We start from the raw sequence: 17,636 nt of genomic DNA, 5'->3' as shown, positions 1-17,636 counted from the left end.
TTATTACTCTCTAATATCTTTATTAACAGTGTCATCTTATAGCTTTTCGATCTGCTCTATTTTAGTAGTATTAAGCAATTGTGTATCTGTATCTACATTAGGATTGTCAAAACGCTGTTGTAGATATCGATTGGTTGCCAGTAGTTTTTGTCCATCTTGATGGTAGGATGCATTAAGCAGTTCATTAAACTGGGTGTTAATAGTTCCTAATATATCCAAAAGTGCTTCTTTGCCAGTGACATCAGAATGCTTAATTTTAGTATTATCAGCAAGTGCGCCATCCCCGACATCTAAGTCATGCAAACGGCGATAATCTGCTACTGCTTGTGGTACATGTTTATCCATCAGATTTTGAATGGTAATATAAGTTTCGTTAACTGCATCGCTATCATCTATCTTGCCATCATTATTGGTATCACCATAAATAAGTCTCAGCTTTTCACCTTTTTCATTAATTTGGGTCAATGCAGCTTTAACATCAACTGGTAAGCTTTTCTCAGGAATATAACCCAATTGCGGCATCGCTTTGTACTCTAGCATTTTGGGTGCTGTCACCTTTTTGATACCACGATAGCCTAAATACAGACCTGCTGCGGGTAGCACTCCATATAAAACAAGCATGACGAGCATGGCAGTGATTTGCGTCATAAAAGTATCCTTATTATTTAATAGTATTATTTGGCAAATTTATTATTATTCTTGATATGGTTGCTCCACTTTTGCAAGAACACAGCGCTACTAGGATCAATTTTCTTGCTTACTGTGCCTACGCAGACAGAGGCTGCGAAAATTAATCCTAGTAGCACTTTATAATATTCATATTTCTCTTATTTAAGACTGAATATAGTATTTAATGATTTTATTAAACAAAAAAATAAGGCTCTATTAAAGCCCTATATTGTTATGCATTGAGTTGTTTGTGTTTGCTGATGCTTATTTTTTAGCAGAATAGAAAAATGGCGCCTAATTTTGCGTACGGCTTTTAACATAACGATGGGTTGAAGCCAGACGATTCATCACCGTTTGATGCAGCTCCTCTAACAATTCATCAAGCTCATAATCAATCTCTAAAAACAAATCCGTCAGCATATCGCCTGCAGTCATTTTACCCTGTACTACATTATTCTTCGTACGATGTGGACTAAAACGTTGCAGCTGCTCGTAATGATGCAAGGCTTCTGGAATACTTTCAGATATCAGCTTATCAATGACAAACTGCCGCTCATTATGTTGCTGCTTCTGCTCATCATTAAGCTCGCTACTCCATTCACGATAGCGTTTTAATTTGCCATTGATTCTATCTAAAATAGCAACTGCTTCAATTGGCATAGCATTTAGCGTGGCTGCATCGACCACATTCACAAGCTCAGTCATAATCGGACAGCGTCCATGTTTAAGAAACCATAAGGTATCTGGGTCAAAAGGTGGTCTATTACTCGGTCGCATTTGAGCACGATTGGACAAATAACGATCGGTCAATGGCGTCGGCGCGCGAATATCAGACACTTGCGCTAAAGCATCGCAAATACGTTCGATACGCTGCGGCTCAGTAAGCGGTGAAGCATTAGGCGATGAAGTATTGCCATCTTCTTGCTTATCACCACTATCACGATAGGCAGTATCATTTTTATTATTAGTAAATTTATTGGCAGCCGCTTGCTGAGCATTTTTAGCAGCGGCGGTTGGCAGGTCATCGTGTGCTTGCCCAAATGACTGTAGCATTCTTGTCAAACTTATGACCATAAATTACCCTGCTCCTCGCCCATTTACTGATTGCATTTGACCATTCAATCCCTTATCTTAACAGCTTTTTGCCATACTACCAGTAAGCAAACGTCAGCATTTTTAAAGGATAAGACAGCCATCATGAATATCACCGATTACAGTTCTGGTTTTTTGCTTGGCTTATCCCTGATTATCGCTATTGGTTCACAAAATGCCTTTGTTCTAAAACAAGGACTGAAACGCGAGCACATATTTTTTGTCTGTCTGTTCTGCGCCGTCAGTGATGCGTTGTTGATTTCAGCTGGCGTTGGTGGCTTTGGCGCGGTAACGGCACGCTACCCGCAAGTGGTCAATATTGCCAAGGTCGCGGGCATCATATTCTTATTAGGTTACGGACTGCAGAGCTTGTATGCCAGTATGCGCTTATCACACGCACTTACCGTCGATGGACAAGTCGTCACCAGCCTAAAAAAGGCATTATTACTATGCTTTGGTTTTACATGGCTCAATCCACACGTCTATTTAGATACCTTGGTGCTGGTCGGTATGGTTTCAACAGGTGCCAGTAGTAAGCTTGCCTTTGCAGTAGGAGCAGTCAGCGCTTCATTCTTTTTCTTTTTTGCGCTTGGCTATGGGGCGCGATTACTCAAACCATTATTTGCCAAACCAAAAGCGTGGAATATCCTTGATGCCTTGGTCGGTATATTGATGCTTTATTTGGCTTGGCATTTGTACCAAAGCTAAAACAGAGCTTTCTACTCAACATCCTTTAACTAAAAACAAATACACCGCTTAAAAAGCAGAAAAACCAAATACTTTTTTGAAAGTAGTTGGTTTTTTGAGGGATTAAATCACTTTTATAGACTAAAAAACTAAATCAAATCAGGAAACAGCGTACGTAGCCCGTTAACGATAATTTCGATAGCAACTGCCGCCAATAGCATCCCCATGATTCGACTCATAATATTAAGCCCTGTATCACCCAATAAGCGACTGATACGACCGGCTGCCATCAATGCCAAATAACAAAATAAACTGATAAACAAACCTGCAATCAAAATGGCAGATATTTGCAAGATGCCAGAAACTTGTGATGAGTAGATAATAACGGTTGAAATACCACCCGGTCCAATCATCATAGGAATAGCAATCGGCACAACCGCGGCTGCCATCGTTGGCGGCGCACCTTGGAGATGGTCAACATCGAAGTTTTCTTGATCAGGCTTAACCGGATTACCATCGCCATTCATCATATTGAGAGCGATTAAAAACACTAAGATACCACCTGCTAACTGAAACGAGCCGATTGAAATACCCAAGACTTTGAGGAGCGTTTCGCCTGCTAAGGTGAAAAAACTAATAGTAATAAAAATGGTCAGACAAGCAACGCGCGCTACTTTACGTCGATTATTCATTGAATAACCACGCGTTGAATCTAAAAACAATGTCAATGCGCTAAAGGGGTTAATCAATACCATAAAGGCTAGGATTATCTTAATAATTTCAGTATTCACTGAGCGCTCGCTTGTCTATTAGTCAAATCGGGCAAAAAAACAAGGCCATTGGGCAAGTGCATCAATGACCTAATAGTCGGTAGCAGCGGCATTGTAGCATAGGCAGATAAGCCTATTAAATCATTAACTTCGCTTAATTCCTACACCTTACCAAATCCATAGGATATCGATACAAATCTGCCCTTTCAATAGAGGGTTAATCCTTTATTAAACTTCATTAAAACAAGTCTATATAGTTGATCCATTTTTAAAAGAGTACAGCACTGCTAGGGTTAATTATTCGCAGCCTCTATCTGCGCAGGCATAGTAAGCAAGAAAAAGTAACCCCAGCAGTGCTTTATAATATTTGTACTTCTTCTATTTGGGACTCACTATACTTAGACCAAGCGTTAAAGCTAAGCGCTAAAATCCAAACCAATATCTAATGCAGTCGTGCTGTGGGTCAAATAACCCATCGCGATAAAATCAACGCCTGTTTCTGCGACGGCTTGCACTGTTTTAGGAGTGATACCACCTGATGCTTCGGTTTTAGCGCGACCTTTACACATAGCGACTGCCTGCGACAATATCTCAGGCGTCATATTATCTAATAGCACTAAGCTCACACCAGCATCTAGTGCTTGCTCTAACTGTGCTAATGTATCGACTTCCACTTCGATTGGAATCAGATGCCCAGCAAATTCTTGCGCTTGCTCAATCGCTGTTTTAATATCACCTGCGATGGCAATATGGTTGTCTTTAATTAAAATCGCATCGTCCAATCCTAAACGATGATTGCGCCCGCCTCCGCAGCGTACGGCGTATTTTTGGACGATACGTAAGCCTGGAATGGTTTTACGGGTACAGGTAATTTGCGCTGGATATGCTGCCACGCTATCAACAATCTTCTTAGTATCTGTCGCAATACCGCTAAGATGAGTCATAAAGTTAAGTGCCGTACGCTCTGCTGTCAGCAAATTACGCGCATTGCCGCGCACAGTTGCTAATACCGCGCCAGCTTCGACTGTTTCACCATCATGGACTTGAGCAACGAATTCTATCTGCTCATCAATCAAAGCAAAAGATAAGCGTGCTAAATCCATACCACATATCACGCCTGCTTGCCTTGCCTTAATCTGTAATTGCGCTTGCATGTCGGCTGGAATAGTCGCTTGTGAAGTGACATCACCACGTCTGCCCAAATCTTCTGTTAGTGCTGCTTCGACCAAGGGTTTAAGTAATACCTCAGCCAATGCTGGCTCTCGTCTGATTGTCATTATTAGCCCTTATTATGCGTATCGTCTAGAAAATCTTATTTAAACTCAAAATGAGCATAAATATAACGTAAAGTTTATTGTCTCGCAAGAAAATATCCTAAATTAAAATTTTCGATAAATTTATTGGGTTTGGCAATGATAGAGGCTGATAACGATTGGGCGACTATTTACGTTTTGGCAATTTGCTATCCATCAGCAAACTTTGCAATTCAATATCATGGCGAAAACGATAAAGTTTAGCGGGACGACCACGCTGGGCGCTACTACTCTGCCCTGTTTCTAGCACAAGATTTTGCGATTCTAGCAGCCGGCGGAAGTTTTGCTTATGTAAGCGTACACCCGATAGTGCTTCTACACTCTGCTGCAACTGCGACAAGGTGAATTTATCTGGCATTAAGCCAAAAATGAGCGGTCGATATTCAATTTTTGCGCGTAGTCTTGAAATAGCCGTCGCAATCACCCTGCGATGGTCATAGTACATCGGTGACCCTATAAGCTGTGACCAGTTGCTAGGCAATTTAAACGTCTTGTTAGATTCAGCACTGTCAGGTTGAACATTAGCTAAATAGCTTGGTGGATAAGTTGGTGCTTCTGCAATAAGACCTGCTTCATACAACATCTCATAACGCAGAAGGACATGTTCTGCAATCCATTCCCTATTCTCGTATTCTTTGTCATTTATCAGCTGATCGTTGCTCTCTGCATTTGAATGCGCGCTTTTATTTTTAGAGCAATTATTTAGAATCGTCTCACTGACGCCCCAACACAGACCAATACGCTGATGCCGGCGCTGCTGAATCTCCACCTTTTTTGCAGCATCTGCCCAACGTAATAATGCCGGTACGATATAGTCCATAATGATAGCTGGCATACCATCTAAGTGATTTTCCCATGGGAAATAATCATACCAATCACGCCATAATGCTTGGCTTTGTAGCTGTGTTTGCGTCTCTTGCACCAAACCCAAATAGCTGACGTAAACCAGCGCATGACCATCATCATTGCGTCTATTGGTATCGACAAAGGTATATAGCTGTTCCAAATAACCAAGTGGCTGCTGCGTTTGCTCTTCAACCCATTGGCGCACACCTGCTTGCAACGAGCGATGTAATGGCATGAGGGGACCATTGGGCAATAGCTTGCCTTGATCAACGGTTAAAACGCGCGCCGTGTGCTCGGTAATCGCAACCAGCACTGCGACGACTTCGGTCGTGCCGCTACCTTGTTGATGAGCATGTGAATAAGACAACGTCATGACGTTAATGATTACCTTTTATTTTAATTATAAAATACAGCTCAAATGATAAGCCATTGACCACATGCTAAGTATAGCTTGAATCGATGCTTATCATAGCTTGTGGTTGTAATTATACAAAATGAGTCCTGCATAAATAATAAACGTATAAAAAATTTCTTGTGTTTATGCTCAAAATGAGCATAATTAAACCAGTATATTTTTTAGCGCTATTTACTTGACCCACTTTTAACGGCAATTGACGTGTCGTTATTGCATGAAAGGTTTGCACTTATGAAAACGTATCCGTATGACGCACCGATTATGAGTGCCGATAATCGCATTGCCACGCAAATGAATATCGAATATGCCAAAGCAAAAATGCCCGCAGACTTGCCGCGTAGTGAGCGACTGCAAGTTGAAGAAAATATTAAGCAGTTATTAAAAGCGCATAACGCCGTCTTAGTGGCGCATTATTATGTCGACCCTTTTATTCAGGATTTGGCATTGGCAACCGGCGGTTGTGTTGGTGATTCACTTGAAATGGCGCGTTTTGGTCAGGCGCATAGTGCACAAACACTGGTAGTTGCAGGTGTACGCTTTATGGGTGAGTCGGCAAAGATACTCAGTATGGAAAAAACAGTACTGATGCCAGACTTAGAAGCAGAATGCTCGCTTGATTTGGGCTGCCCTGCCGATGAATTTTCTGCCTTTTGTGATGCGTATCCTGAGCGTACCGTAGTGGTCTACGCCAATACCAGTGCGGCAGTAAAAGCACGGGCTGATTGGGTAGTAACTTCGTCAGTTGGTATCGATATCATTCGACATTTGCAAGAACAAGGCGAGCCTATCATTTGGGGTCCGGATAGACACTTAGGTAAATACATTGCCCGTGAGACTGGGGCAGATATGCTGCTCTGGCAAGGCTCTTGTATGGTACATAACGAATTTAAAGCCACTGAGCTTGAACAATTAAAAGCTGAACATCCGACAGCAAAAGTCTTGGTACATCCTGAATCTCCAGATAGTGTCGTGGCGCTTGCCGATGTAGTTGGTTCCACTAGTAAGCTATTGCAATCCACCTATGAGATGGATGCTGATACTTTTATCGTCGCAACTGACTTGGGTATCTTGCATGAGATGCAAAAGCGCTCGCCAAACAAGCGCTTTTTGGCTGCACCGACTGCGGGCGAAAGCGCCAGTTGTAAAAGCTGTGCTTTTTGTCCATGGATGGCGATGAATGGTCTACAAGGTATCGAGCAATGCTTGATTAATAATAGCGGTGAAGTATTAATGACGGCTGAGCTGGCAGCCGCAGCTAGAAAACCACTACAACGCATGCTTGATTTTGCTGAGTCACAAAAACAGCGGGTAGCAGCAAGCGGCGATATCGTCCAAGACCGTGCATTGTTTGCGAATGTTGGAGCAGCATAATATGAGCGCGAACTGGTTAAATGGCAAAGATAACTGTAATGCGCATCAGAAATACGATGGTGTTGTAAAAACAGATGTGCTTATCGTTGGTGCTGGGCTTGCAGGATTAAGCACCGCGCTTGCTTTACCAGAGTCGCTAAGCATTACCATATTAAGTAAAGCTGCACTGGAAGTTTGCTCAAGCCATTATGCCCAAGGCGGTATCGCCGCAAGCTTGGACAAAAATGATTCGGTTGCTGACCATATCGCTGATACACTAATCGCTGGTGCAGGATTATGTGCAGCGGATAATACTGCCAGTATCCTAAACGCTGGACAACAAGCGGTTCAATGGCTATGCGAACAAGGCGTACCTTTTACTCAGATTCCCCAGCCAGAATCAAAAAATTATATAAAGGCGAGTTTTGACCTCTCTCACTTACATCTGACCAAAGAAGGCGGTCATGGTTGTAGACGTGTTGCTCATGCTGATGATGCAACGGGTCGACATATCATGGAGGCCTTGACTATAAAAGTGCAAGCCGCGTCCAATATCACTATCTTGCCCTACCATGAAGCACTGTATTTATTAACTGACAACAGTGATAACCGATGCCAAGGTGCACAAGCTTTTGATCATGTTAATCAGTGCAAACTTACCTTTCATAGTCGCGCAGTTGTACTGGCCAGCGGCGGTTTAGGGCAATTATTTCAACGAGCCAGCGCGCCCAACGTCTGTGTCGGTGATGGCGTTATGATGGCATGGCAAGCAGGCTGCCGTTTGGCAAATTTAGAATTCATCCAATTTCATCCGACTGGTCTAGCACTAGGAGATAGCAGTTTTTTGATTTCTGAAGCTTTACGCGGTGAAGGTGGACGCTTATATTGTCCAAAAACTGGCACACGCTTTATGCTAGAGATTGACGCACGTGCAGAGTTAGCACCGCGAGATATCGTCGCCCGTGCCATCGCTGAGCAGATTAATAAGAATGGACTTGGCTACGTTCATCTTGACGTCAGTCACTTACCAGCGGAATTTTTGCAAGAGCATTTCCCTCAGATTTATCAGACACTATTAGCACTTGATATTGATATAACTAAAGAGCCAATTCCGGTTGCCCCAACCGCCCATTATAGCTGTGGCGGCGTGATCACTGATGCTAATGGCGTAACCGATGTAGAAGGTCTTTATGCCGCTGGTGAAGTCGCTTATACAGGCTTACATGGGGCAAATCGCTTGGCAAGTAATTCATTATTGGAATGCGTGGTGGTTGGGCGTAATATCGCCGCTAACTTGCCTCGCTATTTAAAAACATTAGAGAATTTAGATACTGCTGCCATTTATGAGCGCTCATATTTACCAACATCTACCATTTGGACACCACCAACACTCAAAGATATTCAAGCCATTACGCTCTCTTCTTTTATTACACGTCCATTGACTTCAGCTGATTACAAGGACACTGATAGCAATATAGATACTAATAATCAGGCTAGCAAAATCATTACAGAATTAAAATTTTTAATGACCTCATATATGGGTATTACTCGCACTGCCGAATCATTAGAGCAAATATTGATACAGATACAGCAATGGCAACAGTGGCTTGAAAAATCTGAGTTAAGTCAGCCCAATATAAATGCTTCAGACGACGCTATGACCACTGATAAACTTGCACACTTTCAATTAGCAAGACAGTTACAATTAGCGACTTTAATCGTTCAGTCTGCTTGGCAGCGCCTTGAAAGTCGTGGCGGACACTATCGTAAAGACTATCCCAACCTAGCAGCCACTGCGCGCATTAGTGTGATTGAGCCATTATCAAATCAAGCTATTCGCCCAATAATTGGTATCAATAATCCCATTTCAGAAATTCAGAAACATCATAAATCTGTCCAATCCGAACAAGCAGTATAGTGGCTTTATATTCAATCAATGCGGCACTGCTGGTCTAGCATATAGAGAAGCTCATAAAAAAAGCTTTGACCAGCAGCAATTCAATGAATTTTGTCTGCTCATGTCAGTATTATTACTCTGATATGTTACAATCCTCAACTTCTTAAAAAATCCTTCCTAAAAACAATTTGTTAAAACGCCTTTTAAAAATGCCGCGAGCCCTTTACCATGCAAAGCTTAGTTACCCTTGTCTTGGTTTTAATGCCAATGTTTATTGGCTTTGCCATTCCCTCCAATGCAGCCCTGACCAAAGTTGCCGATAAAGGCTTGTCTTATTTGGTCTTTATTATTTTAGGCTTGATTGGTATTGAGCTGGCGCAAGTCGAAGGACTTGGCAGTCAGGTAGGTGAAATCGCACTGTATGTCACGATATTATCGATACTGACAATCGGAACTGGATTATTTGGGCTAATGCTGTTTGACCGTTTGCGCCCGTGGCATGCCAAAAAACCCAGTGTTAAATCTAAAGAGCATCGCGTCAGTATTCGCGGTAGCCTTACCCAAGTCATTTGTGTAGTAATAGGTTTTGTGATCGGTTATTTCTTGCCAGCCAACTATATACCGCCTGAAAACACTATGACGGTCATGCTAATGATACTAATCTTGCTGGTTGGTATTGGACTAAAAGGCTCGGGTATTACTCTAAAAGAAGTGCTGCTTAATAAACGCGGTGTCGAGATGAGTATTATCTTTACGATATCGGTATTGGTTGGCGGGCTTATCTTTGCGCTGATGTTTAGCGATGTCTCTTGGACGAAGGGCTTGGCACTAGCGTCAGGATTTGGCTGGTATTCGCTATCTGCGATTGTGATGACTGATGCTTATGGGGCGATTTGGGGCAGTGTAGCGTTATTTAATGACTTGATACGTGAGTTCTTTGCGTTGATATTTATCCCCGTTTTTATGCGTAAATATCCGTCTGCATCGGTTGGACTTGGCGGTGCGACCAGTTTAGACTTTACTTTGCCAATCATTCAGCAATCGGGCGGTCTAAAAGTGGTGCCATTGGCGATTAGCTTTGGTTTTATTATTAATATTGTCGCGCCCGTGCTAATGGTATTGTTTTCGTCTTTGAGGTGATTGCTTACAACTTTCATAAGTCACTACATTCAAAATAACTGACAGCTTTCTCCATTACTATTATTGAAGTTTTCAACATTATTTTTGGTGTCAATGAACACTGCATATAGGCGACGGTTGTATCGGTCAGTTTCTTCAATATCAGAAGAAGCAACAGGTTGCTCTGCCCCATAACCATAAGTTTTAATGCGATTACAATTGACTCGATATTTAGAAATCAAAAAGTTTTTAAATCTTTCGGCACGATTGCTGGCAAGGGTTTGATAACCTCTCTTTTCTTCACGTGCACTTATATGAGCCTCAATAACTATCACTATATCTAAGCGCTTTTGCATTAGCGCACCTACTCTATCTAACTCTTCAAAATACTCACTTTTTATCTCACTGCTATTTTCATCATAATAGGCTCTAACTTCTCCTTTTATGAAATTCTTGTCAGTAATTTCTAATGAAGGTGGGCAGCCGTTTTCATCTATCATAACGTTTGGAGGTGTATTTGGGCAATAATCCAATTTGTCCGAAACACCGTCGCCATCTGAATCAATCTCTGCTTGCATCGTCCTGATATTTTCATATTGATGTGTGGTTTTTGACGGTACAATTTCGGTAGTCTGACAGCCAGCTAGCGTTATAGATAATGCTAATAGCAATAAATTTCTGTAGTTTCTATTTGTCATTGTTATTCTCTTCATTAAGAATCACTTACAGCTTTATTTGCCATCATTTTCGATTTTTTGAAACGCTCAATATATTACTCAACATTGCTAATAAGCGCATAAATACGCTGGTTGAGCCAATTATTTTCGGCATTATTTGTCGCAATTGGACGCTCTGATCCATAGTAAAAGGTATTAATACGATCAGGATCAATATTATATGTCATGGTCATATAATTTTTAATCCCTTCCACCCGGTATCTTGATAGTGTTTGATTGGCATTATTGTCTTCACGCTTGGATATATGCCCTTCGATATGCATGACAGCGTCCAAATGATCTTGCATTTTTTTGCCTGCGTTATCTAGCTGTTCATAATACTCACTTTTTATCTCACTACTATTTTCGTCATAGTAGGCTCTAGCTTCCATCATAAATTCGTTTTCACCAAAAAGTAAGGAATGCGGACAGCCTTTGTCATCTACTACTACGTTTTCTGGCGTATTCGGGCACTGATCTAACTTATTAGGAACGCCATCGCCGTCACTATCCAAATTAACCGCAACCGTTGGCATATTGATAGTTTGGCTTGTTTGCTTAGGCAAATCAGCCGTTTGACAACCTGTCAGTGCTAAAGCGCCTATCATCATCGGCGCTATTGTCCATAATTTAACGTTCATACTCTACTCTTCCTTAAGTCTAAAACCCTAAACTCCACTCGCCTGCTTAGCAAATAGCCGCATCAATGGCTTGATTTTACTAACCCGATACATACCTTCATTACGAAGTTGTTGGATAGGACGCAATTGAGCCAGCGAGCCAGCGAACAGCCAGTTAAGCGCCGAAAAGCTGTGCATCATCAGACTGTTATGCGGACGACGCAAGCGCTCATAGCTACGCAAGGTTTGATTGGTACCCCAAAGCGTCCCGCCACTACGGTTATAATCATGCGCCAATTGTTTGCTTAATGCTTTTACATCGAGCATCCCCAGATTGAGCCCTTGCCCAGCAAGCGGATGCACACCATGCGCCGCATCACCGATCAATACTAAATTATCCGCAACATAAGTCTTTGCTTGCTGCGCCGCTAATGGAAAGCTGGCGATTGATTCAATTTTATGGATAGCACCAAGTTCATAATGACTGGCAGCAGCCAATTTATCAGCGATATAGCGCGGGTGTTCTTCTATCAATGCCAATGCTTGATTACGTGGTAATGTCCATACAATCGACTGCCAATGCTGTGGATTGGCTTTGTCTTCATCAGTGATATCAGCGAGCGGCAATAATGCCAATGTACCAGTCGGCAGCATGGCTTGGCGGGCGGTTGCTTGATGTGGCTTTTCAGTTTGAATCGCACAACAGATCGCGGTTTGATTATAATCAAGAATATCAAGCGCAATACCTGCTTGCTTGCGCACGAATGAACCGCGACCATCAGCACCAACCAATAAATTCGCGTCAATCACGGTATCGTTATCCAAAGTCACGCGGTAGCCTTGCGTTGCACCTAGCCAGTCCATATCAACGACCTTCTGCCCATCGATAACCGTTAGATATTGCTTTAAATCGGTAGCAGATAAACGCTGCCATAATGCATATTCGATAACTGCGGGCTCAACCATACTACCAAGCATTTTCGGCTCGGAATTTTGATTAGTGTCATTACTATTATTAGTACTATCGCCGAACAGTAGCTCGCCTCTACCGTTTAGTTGCCAGACTTGCATTTGTGAGTAATCGGCTGTGCGACTTGACGCTGCTATCTTTTGCCAAGCGCCAACCTCTTTCAATAATTCAATACTGGCAAGACTCAGCGCATAAACACGTGCATCACGTTGACCCAGTATTTGCTGCCAATCTTCCTTGTCACGCTTTGGGCGCGCATCAATGAGTGTCACCAGCTTATTGTCTTGTGCCAGTTTTAGTGCAAGCGTTGCACCGACGATACCGCCGCCGATAATCAGCGTATGGTTATTTTTCATAAAATATCCTTTGTGTCGCTACTTGAATTATCCGCTGATATTTTAATAATTAGCAGCAGTTAGATTTTTGGATTTTGAATTTTTTTAATGGCTTATCAATACTAAGACTTTAGACCCATCGCATAATTGGCAATTAAAGGTTTAATATTGGGCAATTTATCAAAGGCAACCAAGGCAACATTACGTGCCAATTTCACCGCCGGATTTGGATGCGTAAAACCATGCACTACCGCATCACAAAAACGAATGACACGTTTTTGGTCAGTTTGACGGGCTTTCTCATAACGCTTTAGTAATGTAGGATTACCGATGTCTTCGCCTTTTAGTACTTGCGCACTCATCATTTGTGCCAGTACATGAGCGTCACGCATACATAGGTTGAAACCTTGTCCTGCTACTGGATGCAGGGTGTGCGCTGCATTACCCATGATAACGCAGCGACCATCCACTTGTTTATCTGCCAGCACCCGTGTCAATGGATATGCACCACGGCGACCAGCAGTTTTAAACGTGCCTGCACGCTGACCAAAAGCTTGCTGCAAAGTCGCTAAGAAATGCGCGTCATCCTCTAAGTATTGCGTCTCTTCTCCGGTTCGGCAAACCCAAACGACTGAACGTCTATAGCCAGTCTGATATTCGTTATTACCGTCGCCTTCTGGATCAGTCAATGGCAATACCGCTAGTGGTCCTGCTGGGCTAAAACGCTCAATCGCATTATGCTCATGTGGTTTGTCCGTTTCTACCACGCCGACGATAGCCGTTTGCTTATAATCATAAGTAGTCGTACCGATATCTAATAACTGACGCACGGTAGAGTCGCGCCCATCACAGGCGACCAACACACTACCCTGCAATTGCTGCTCATGCTCTTCTTCACCATAGTAGCTAAAACTTAGGGTTACGCTGTCACTTTTCTGGTCAACGGCTATTACATTTGCATTATCAATGAGCGTAATCAGTGGCTCTTGCTGAGCAGCAAGGAGCAACTTACGCCCAAGCCACGCATTTTCCATCACTTGTCCAAACGACTCAACTTGTTCATCCTTTTTATTGAGTTGCGCGCGTCCAAAGCTACCTTGTTCACTAATCTGTACAGCATCGATACGGCAGGCATGGCTTTGTAGTTCATCCCACAGCCCGATCTCTTGATAAATCTGTACCGTACGTCGTGACAATGCCGTATTACGGCTGTCTAAATAGTGGCTGCGATTGCTATCATCATTTGGGCTGATGGTTGGATAGCTGTTCTTCTCGAGCAATGTACTGGCGATACCATGGTTTGCTAGTAGCAACGCAAACGACAAACCGACATGACCGCCACCAGCGATAAGTACCTGCTGCTCAGTCATAGCAGTGTGTTTAATATTGTTAGATTTTGACAGATTTTCTTCAGTAGTTTGCATCATTATTATTCCTATCATTGCCGATTTAGCACGCATTTATACGTGATTATTATTCACTCAAAATTTTATTTTATTGAAAAATCTATTGTTCTTTGAACATATTAAAAAATTTCTAATATAGTAGATGCACCTTTAAAAGAATACAGTGCTACTGGAATTAATTATTCGCAGCCTCTGTCTGCCTAGGTACAGCAAGCAAGAAAAATTAATACCAGTAGCACGTTATAATGTTTGTATTTCTTTCATTTAAAACTGACTATAGCGTTATCGCCTAAACAATAGATTACCACAAATTGCCTATTATTCTGTGGTCTTGACGGCATCTGTAGCAGCTATAAAAAATTCTTTCAGTGTGACTGCTGAATACTTTTATCGATCGTTGCAATCGCCATACAAAAACAGAGCCATGCATACATCTATATAGCTTGAAATTTAAATTCTATCTACCATAATGAAGGCAGGAAATTTATTTATTATTCATCAAACTTACTATTCATTAAACTAACAGCTACTTTGCCGTCATTTTCTATTATCTAAAAGCCGTACGCTAAAAGCTATAAACCAAAGAACATAAAGCACGACTAACTATTTTATCTCTGAAGTTCGTCTGACTATGCAGCATAGAAGCAATAACCATAGCAGCGGGCAACCAACACAAGGATAATCGCTTGACTGACTCCATGAGCCGCCGTATAAAATTTGAATCCTTGACCCCAGCACAGCTCAAAACCGTGCTTGGCGAATACAACAATCACATGAAATATATTCAACAACGCCTCGATATTAAAATCAGCCAACGCCAAGGCGACTTCTGTCTAAGTGGCGACATATTGGGTGTTGAGCGCGGCGAACGTATTATTTATAAAATGGTCGATGAAGCGCAAAACACCAAAGACATCAGTGCCGAAGAATTGCATCTCATCATTCAATCAAGCCTCGCGCGCGATGAAGATATTGAAGAAGATGCAGCACAGCTAGAGGATAATGATGAAGACTTAGACGCCCCAAGTGAATTTACGCCTATCAGCTTGCGTACCCGTAATGGCAAAATCATTCCACGTGGCGGCAATCAACAACGCTATGTCAGAGATATTCTATCGTCTGATGTGTCGTTTGGGATTGGACCTGCCGGTACCGGTAAAACCTATCTCGCGGTTGCTTGTGCAGTTGATATGATTGAGCGCAATGAGATTGAGCGTATTTTGCTCGTACGTCCTGCGGTAGAGGCTGGCGAAAAACTGGGCTTTTTACCAGGTGATTTAACGCAAAAAATCGATCCATACTTGCGTCCTTTATACGATGCGCTATATGAAATGATTGGGTTTGAGAAAGTCGGTAAAATGATTGAAAAGCAAATCATTGAAATTGCCCCGCTTGCCTATATGCGTGGTCGTACTTTAAATAACTCGTTTGTCATTTTGGATGAAGCACAAAATACCACGCCTGAGCAGATGAAGATGTTTTTGACGCGCTTAGGTTTTGGTTCGCGCGCGGTCATTACCGGTGACATCACACAGGTAGATTTGCCACGTGGCAGCAAGTCAGGCTTGGCACAAGCGATGGAAATCTTAAGTGGTATTGAAGAGATTCATATCACTAAATTTGATTCAAAAGACGTTGTACGCCATCAATTGGTACAGAAAATCGTTGAAGCTTATGATGTCTATGATGACGAGCAGTTTGCCTTGCAGGAAAAGCGTAAGTTTGAACGTATGAAAGAGCAAGAGCGCAAACAGATAGTTGCTGATGCAGCAGCCAAACTCTAATCTATCTTGATAGGCCTATATTGGAAAGAAACCGGATTTTATATCCGGTTTTTTACTGTTAGATATTTTTTAATTGATATAAAGAAGGATTAGGGTATGAGCCAAGACAGCAATAGTGATGCTAGCAACAATATTGATGATAATTCTAATGAGAACAATAGCTTAGACGCGCTTGATATCAGTGCCAGTGAGCTTATCGATGACCAGACACTTGATAGTTTTTACAGTCGGGAGCAGATGCTGTCTGTAATGGCGGCGACACTTAACTATATTGATGAGCAGGTAAAAGGTGGTCTGATACTGCCATACTTTGACGATATCGATGCTGAGCAATGGCAAAAGAAGATTAAGGTGCTCGATATTTATATTACTGATGAAGTCGAAGGTCGCGAGCTGAATTTAGAAGCCCGTCAAAAGGATTATGCAACCAATATCCTCTCTTATCCAAGCGACCTGCCAGCAGCAATTATTGGACTGATGCCAACGCTACCGCTTGGAGAGCTAATCATTTGCCATGCGGTGATGACACGTGAAGCAGCAGAGCAAAACAAAGAGGCTGTACAGCATATTAGCCACTTATTAATTCATGGCATACTGCATTTACTCGGTTTCGATCATGAGCTCGGGCAAGCCGAGCAAGATGAGATGGAGCGCTTTGAGATTGAAATTTTGGCAGGGCTCAATATCCTAAACCCTTATCACTAATCTTTTTTCGTTAGTAGTTTTTGTGCTTGGTCCATCTGATTAATCATCTGGTCAAGCCCTTTAACATGGACATTACGCTGCGGGAACGGAATATCAATCTTGTTATCGTCTAGCGCATATTTAAACTGTTCCAATAGATCGCACTGCATTGACCACCAGTCGTCATTAGTCGTCCAAACGTTTAAAGTTAAATCAACGGAGTTATCGCCCAAGTTAGTGACGCGGATAACCGGTGCAGGATCAGTAAACGCCTTCGGATTACTGATTGCCAAATTTAGCATAACATCTTTGGCAGTTTTGATATCAGCATCATAACCAATACCAACGGTGATATCGACGCGGCGATTGGGCAGTGCGGTATAATTAACAACCGCTGAAGTGGTGATATCACTATTAGGAATGATGACATCATGATTGTTAATCGTTGTTAGATGCGTATTGACCAAGGTAATCTCTGTCACAGTGCCCGTATAACTGCTTATCTGCACATAATCGCCGCGCACAAAGGGGCGAAAGGTGACAATCATAATGCCCGCTGCAAAATTAGAGAGCTGATCTTTCAGTGATAAACCAATCGCAACCGCTGCACCGCCCAAGATAGCCACGACCGATGTGGTCTGCACGCCAACTTTACTCAAGGCAGCCAAAACGACCACAACCAATAGCACACCGTAAATTAAGCGACCTAAAAAGCTAGCGACCGTCTCATCTAAACGACTACGCAACATCATACCATGAGCAAATGTGACAGCTTTTTTGGCAAGCCAGCGCCCTATCATAAATATTAGCAGCGCTAATGCCACTTTGGCAGCAATGCTCAAAGCGTTATTGGTTAAAGTGGCAACATCAAGGGTAAAACCTAAAAATTCCATATAAACTCTTTACTCTATATCTGGGTGTTATCCATTTACTGTTTTAGTTAATACGTTGAAAATGCAGGAC

Annotated in this window: 16 protein-coding genes; 6 read left to right on the top strand and 10 right to left on the bottom strand. The window is 42.3% G+C overall.

Annotation, left to right across the window (positions count from 1 at the left end):
* Positions 1-36 precede the first annotated feature (36 nt).
* Together FQ083_RS10485 and FQ083_RS10480 are read right to left on the bottom strand one after the other, a co-directional pair.
* Positions 37-648, bottom strand: a complete 612-nt coding sequence (locus FQ083_RS10485) for a hypothetical protein (RefSeq protein ID WP_149409805.1) — start codon at positions 646-648, stop codon at positions 37-39.
* 315 nt (positions 649-963) lie between these two features.
* On the bottom strand, positions 964-1,722 hold the full coding sequence (locus FQ083_RS10480; protein ID WP_149409873.1) for a hypothetical protein: 759 nt from the start codon (positions 1,720-1,722) through the stop codon (positions 964-966).
* A 144-nt stretch (positions 1,723-1,866) separates the two neighbouring features.
* Here FQ083_RS10480 and FQ083_RS10475 point away from each other — a divergent pair, with 144 nt between their 5' ends.
* Positions 1,867-2,469 (top strand): LysE/ArgO family amino acid transporter, encoded by a 603-nt coding sequence (locus FQ083_RS10475; RefSeq protein ID WP_149409804.1) that lies wholly within the window; start codon positions 1,867-1,869, stop codon positions 2,467-2,469.
* A gap of 128 nt (positions 2,470-2,597) precedes the next feature.
* Here the strand turns inward: FQ083_RS10475 and FQ083_RS10470 are convergent, their stop codons facing one another.
* From FQ083_RS10470 to FQ083_RS10460, 3 genes are all read right to left on the bottom strand, one after another.
* Complete coding sequence (locus FQ083_RS10470) at positions 2,598-3,239, bottom strand: MarC family protein (RefSeq protein ID WP_083759462.1); 642 nt, start codon at positions 3,237-3,239, stop codon at positions 2,598-2,600.
* A 395-nt stretch (positions 3,240-3,634) separates the two neighbouring features.
* Positions 3,635-4,495 carry a carboxylating nicotinate-nucleotide diphosphorylase gene (nadC, locus tag FQ083_RS10465; protein WP_149409803.1) on the bottom strand — a complete coding sequence of 287 codons (861 nt, stop codon included), beginning with the start codon at positions 4,493-4,495 and terminating at the stop codon, positions 3,635-3,637.
* 163 nt (positions 4,496-4,658) lie between these two features.
* Entirely contained in the window at positions 4,659-5,750 is a 1,092-nt protein-coding gene (locus FQ083_RS10460) for an NUDIX hydrolase (protein ID WP_149409802.1), read from the bottom strand.
* A 273-nt stretch (positions 5,751-6,023) separates the two neighbouring features.
* Here FQ083_RS10460 and nadA point away from each other — a divergent pair, with 273 nt between their 5' ends.
* From nadA to FQ083_RS10445, 3 genes are all read left to right on the top strand, one after another.
* Complete coding sequence (gene nadA / locus FQ083_RS10455; protein ID WP_149409801.1) at positions 6,024-7,163, top strand: quinolinate synthase NadA; 1,140 nt, start codon at positions 6,024-6,026, stop codon at positions 7,161-7,163.
* Position 7,164: 1 nt separating this feature from the next.
* Complete coding sequence (gene nadB / locus FQ083_RS10450) at positions 7,165-9,060, top strand: L-aspartate oxidase (RefSeq protein WP_149409800.1); 1,896 nt, start codon at positions 7,165-7,167, stop codon at positions 9,058-9,060.
* 207 nt (positions 9,061-9,267) lie between these two features.
* Positions 9,268-10,179 carry a lysine exporter LysO family protein gene (locus FQ083_RS10445; RefSeq protein WP_149409799.1) on the top strand — a complete coding sequence of 304 codons (912 nt, stop codon included), beginning with the start codon at positions 9,268-9,270 and terminating at the stop codon, positions 10,177-10,179.
* Between the two features lie 29 nt (positions 10,180-10,208).
* On the opposite strand, the gene FQ083_RS10440 is transcribed toward FQ083_RS10445, so the two are convergent.
* From FQ083_RS10440 to FQ083_RS10425, 4 genes are all read right to left on the bottom strand, one after another.
* Positions 10,209-10,856, bottom strand: a complete 648-nt coding sequence (locus FQ083_RS10440; protein WP_188004105.1) for an OmpA family protein — start codon at positions 10,854-10,856, stop codon at positions 10,209-10,211.
* Positions 10,857-10,930: 74 nt separating this feature from the next.
* Positions 10,931-11,515: an OmpA family protein gene (locus tag FQ083_RS10435; protein ID WP_149409797.1), complete on the bottom strand. Its 585-nt coding sequence runs from the start codon at positions 11,513-11,515 to the stop codon at positions 10,931-10,933.
* A gap of 27 nt (positions 11,516-11,542) precedes the next feature.
* Positions 11,543-12,820: an FAD-dependent monooxygenase gene (locus tag FQ083_RS10430; protein WP_149409796.1), complete on the bottom strand. Its 1,278-nt coding sequence runs from the start codon at positions 12,818-12,820 to the stop codon at positions 11,543-11,545.
* 101 nt (positions 12,821-12,921) lie between these two features.
* Positions 12,922-14,223: a UbiH/UbiF/VisC/COQ6 family ubiquinone biosynthesis hydroxylase gene (locus FQ083_RS10425; protein WP_262881108.1), complete on the bottom strand. Its 1,302-nt coding sequence runs from the start codon at positions 14,221-14,223 to the stop codon at positions 12,922-12,924.
* A 680-nt stretch (positions 14,224-14,903) separates the two neighbouring features.
* Between FQ083_RS10425 and FQ083_RS10420 the strand changes: the two genes are divergently transcribed.
* Entirely contained in the window at positions 14,904-15,989 is a 1,086-nt protein-coding gene (locus FQ083_RS10420) for a PhoH family protein (protein ID WP_149409872.1), read from the top strand.
* Between the two features lie 96 nt (positions 15,990-16,085).
* Positions 16,086-16,694, top strand: a complete 609-nt coding sequence (gene ybeY, locus FQ083_RS10415) for an rRNA maturation RNase YbeY (protein ID WP_149409794.1) — start codon at positions 16,086-16,088, stop codon at positions 16,692-16,694.
* Here the strand turns inward: ybeY and FQ083_RS10410 are convergent.
* On the bottom strand, positions 16,691-17,566 hold the full coding sequence (locus tag FQ083_RS10410; protein ID WP_011512940.1) for a mechanosensitive ion channel family protein: 876 nt from the start codon (positions 17,564-17,566) through the stop codon (positions 16,691-16,693). The genes ybeY and FQ083_RS10410 overlap by 4 nt on opposite strands.
* Between the last annotated feature and the right edge of the window lie 70 nt (positions 17,567-17,636).

It is taken from the genome of Psychrobacter sp. ANT_H59, assembly GCF_008369225.1.
GTDB lineage: Bacteria > Pseudomonadota > Gammaproteobacteria > Pseudomonadales > Moraxellaceae > Psychrobacter > Psychrobacter cryohalolentis.
The sequence above is the reverse complement of the archived record's forward strand: the minus strand, read 5'-3'. Positions and strand labels throughout refer to the sequence as shown.

Excerpts from the sequence above, each read along its gene's own strand:
- FQ083_RS10425 (WP_262881108.1), bottom strand. The coding sequence starts at position 14,223 with ATGCAAACTACTGAAGAAAATCTGTCAAAATCTAACAATATTAAACAC.
- FQ083_RS10475 (WP_149409804.1), top strand. The coding sequence starts at position 1,867 with ATGAATATCACCGATTACAGTTCTGGTTTTTTGCTTGGCTTATCCCTG.
- FQ083_RS10485 (WP_149409805.1), bottom strand. The coding sequence starts at position 648 with ATGACGCAAATCACTGCCATGCTCGTCATGCTTGTTTTATATGGAGTG.
- ybeY (WP_149409794.1), top strand. The coding sequence starts at position 16,086 with ATGAGCCAAGACAGCAATAGTGATGCTAGCAACAATATTGATGATAAT.
- FQ083_RS10420 (WP_149409872.1), top strand. The coding sequence starts at position 14,904 with ATGAGCCGCCGTATAAAATTTGAATCCTTGACCCCAGCACAGCTCAAA.
- FQ083_RS10460 (WP_149409802.1), bottom strand. The coding sequence starts at position 5,750 with ATGACGTTGTCTTATTCACATGCTCATCAACAAGGTAGCGGCACGACC.
- nadA (WP_149409801.1), top strand. The coding sequence starts at position 6,024 with ATGAAAACGTATCCGTATGACGCACCGATTATGAGTGCCGATAATCGC.
- FQ083_RS10410 (WP_011512940.1), bottom strand. The coding sequence starts at position 17,566 with ATGGAATTTTTAGGTTTTACCCTTGATGTTGCCACTTTAACCAATAAC.
- FQ083_RS10445 (WP_149409799.1), top strand. The coding sequence starts at position 9,268 with ATGCAAAGCTTAGTTACCCTTGTCTTGGTTTTAATGCCAATGTTTATT.
- nadB (WP_149409800.1), top strand. The coding sequence starts at position 7,165 with ATGAGCGCGAACTGGTTAAATGGCAAAGATAACTGTAATGCGCATCAG.
- FQ083_RS10440 (WP_188004105.1), bottom strand. The coding sequence starts at position 10,856 with ATGACAAATAGAAACTACAGAAATTTATTGCTATTAGCATTATCTATA.
- FQ083_RS10430 (WP_149409796.1), bottom strand. The coding sequence starts at position 12,820 with ATGAAAAATAACCATACGCTGATTATCGGCGGCGGTATCGTCGGTGCA.
- FQ083_RS10435 (WP_149409797.1), bottom strand. The coding sequence starts at position 11,515 with ATGAACGTTAAATTATGGACAATAGCGCCGATGATGATAGGCGCTTTA.
- FQ083_RS10480 (WP_149409873.1), bottom strand. The coding sequence starts at position 1,722 with ATGCTACAGTCATTTGGGCAAGCACACGATGACCTGCCAACCGCCGCT.
- nadC (WP_149409803.1), bottom strand. The coding sequence starts at position 4,495 with ATGACAATCAGACGAGAGCCAGCATTGGCTGAGGTATTACTTAAACCC.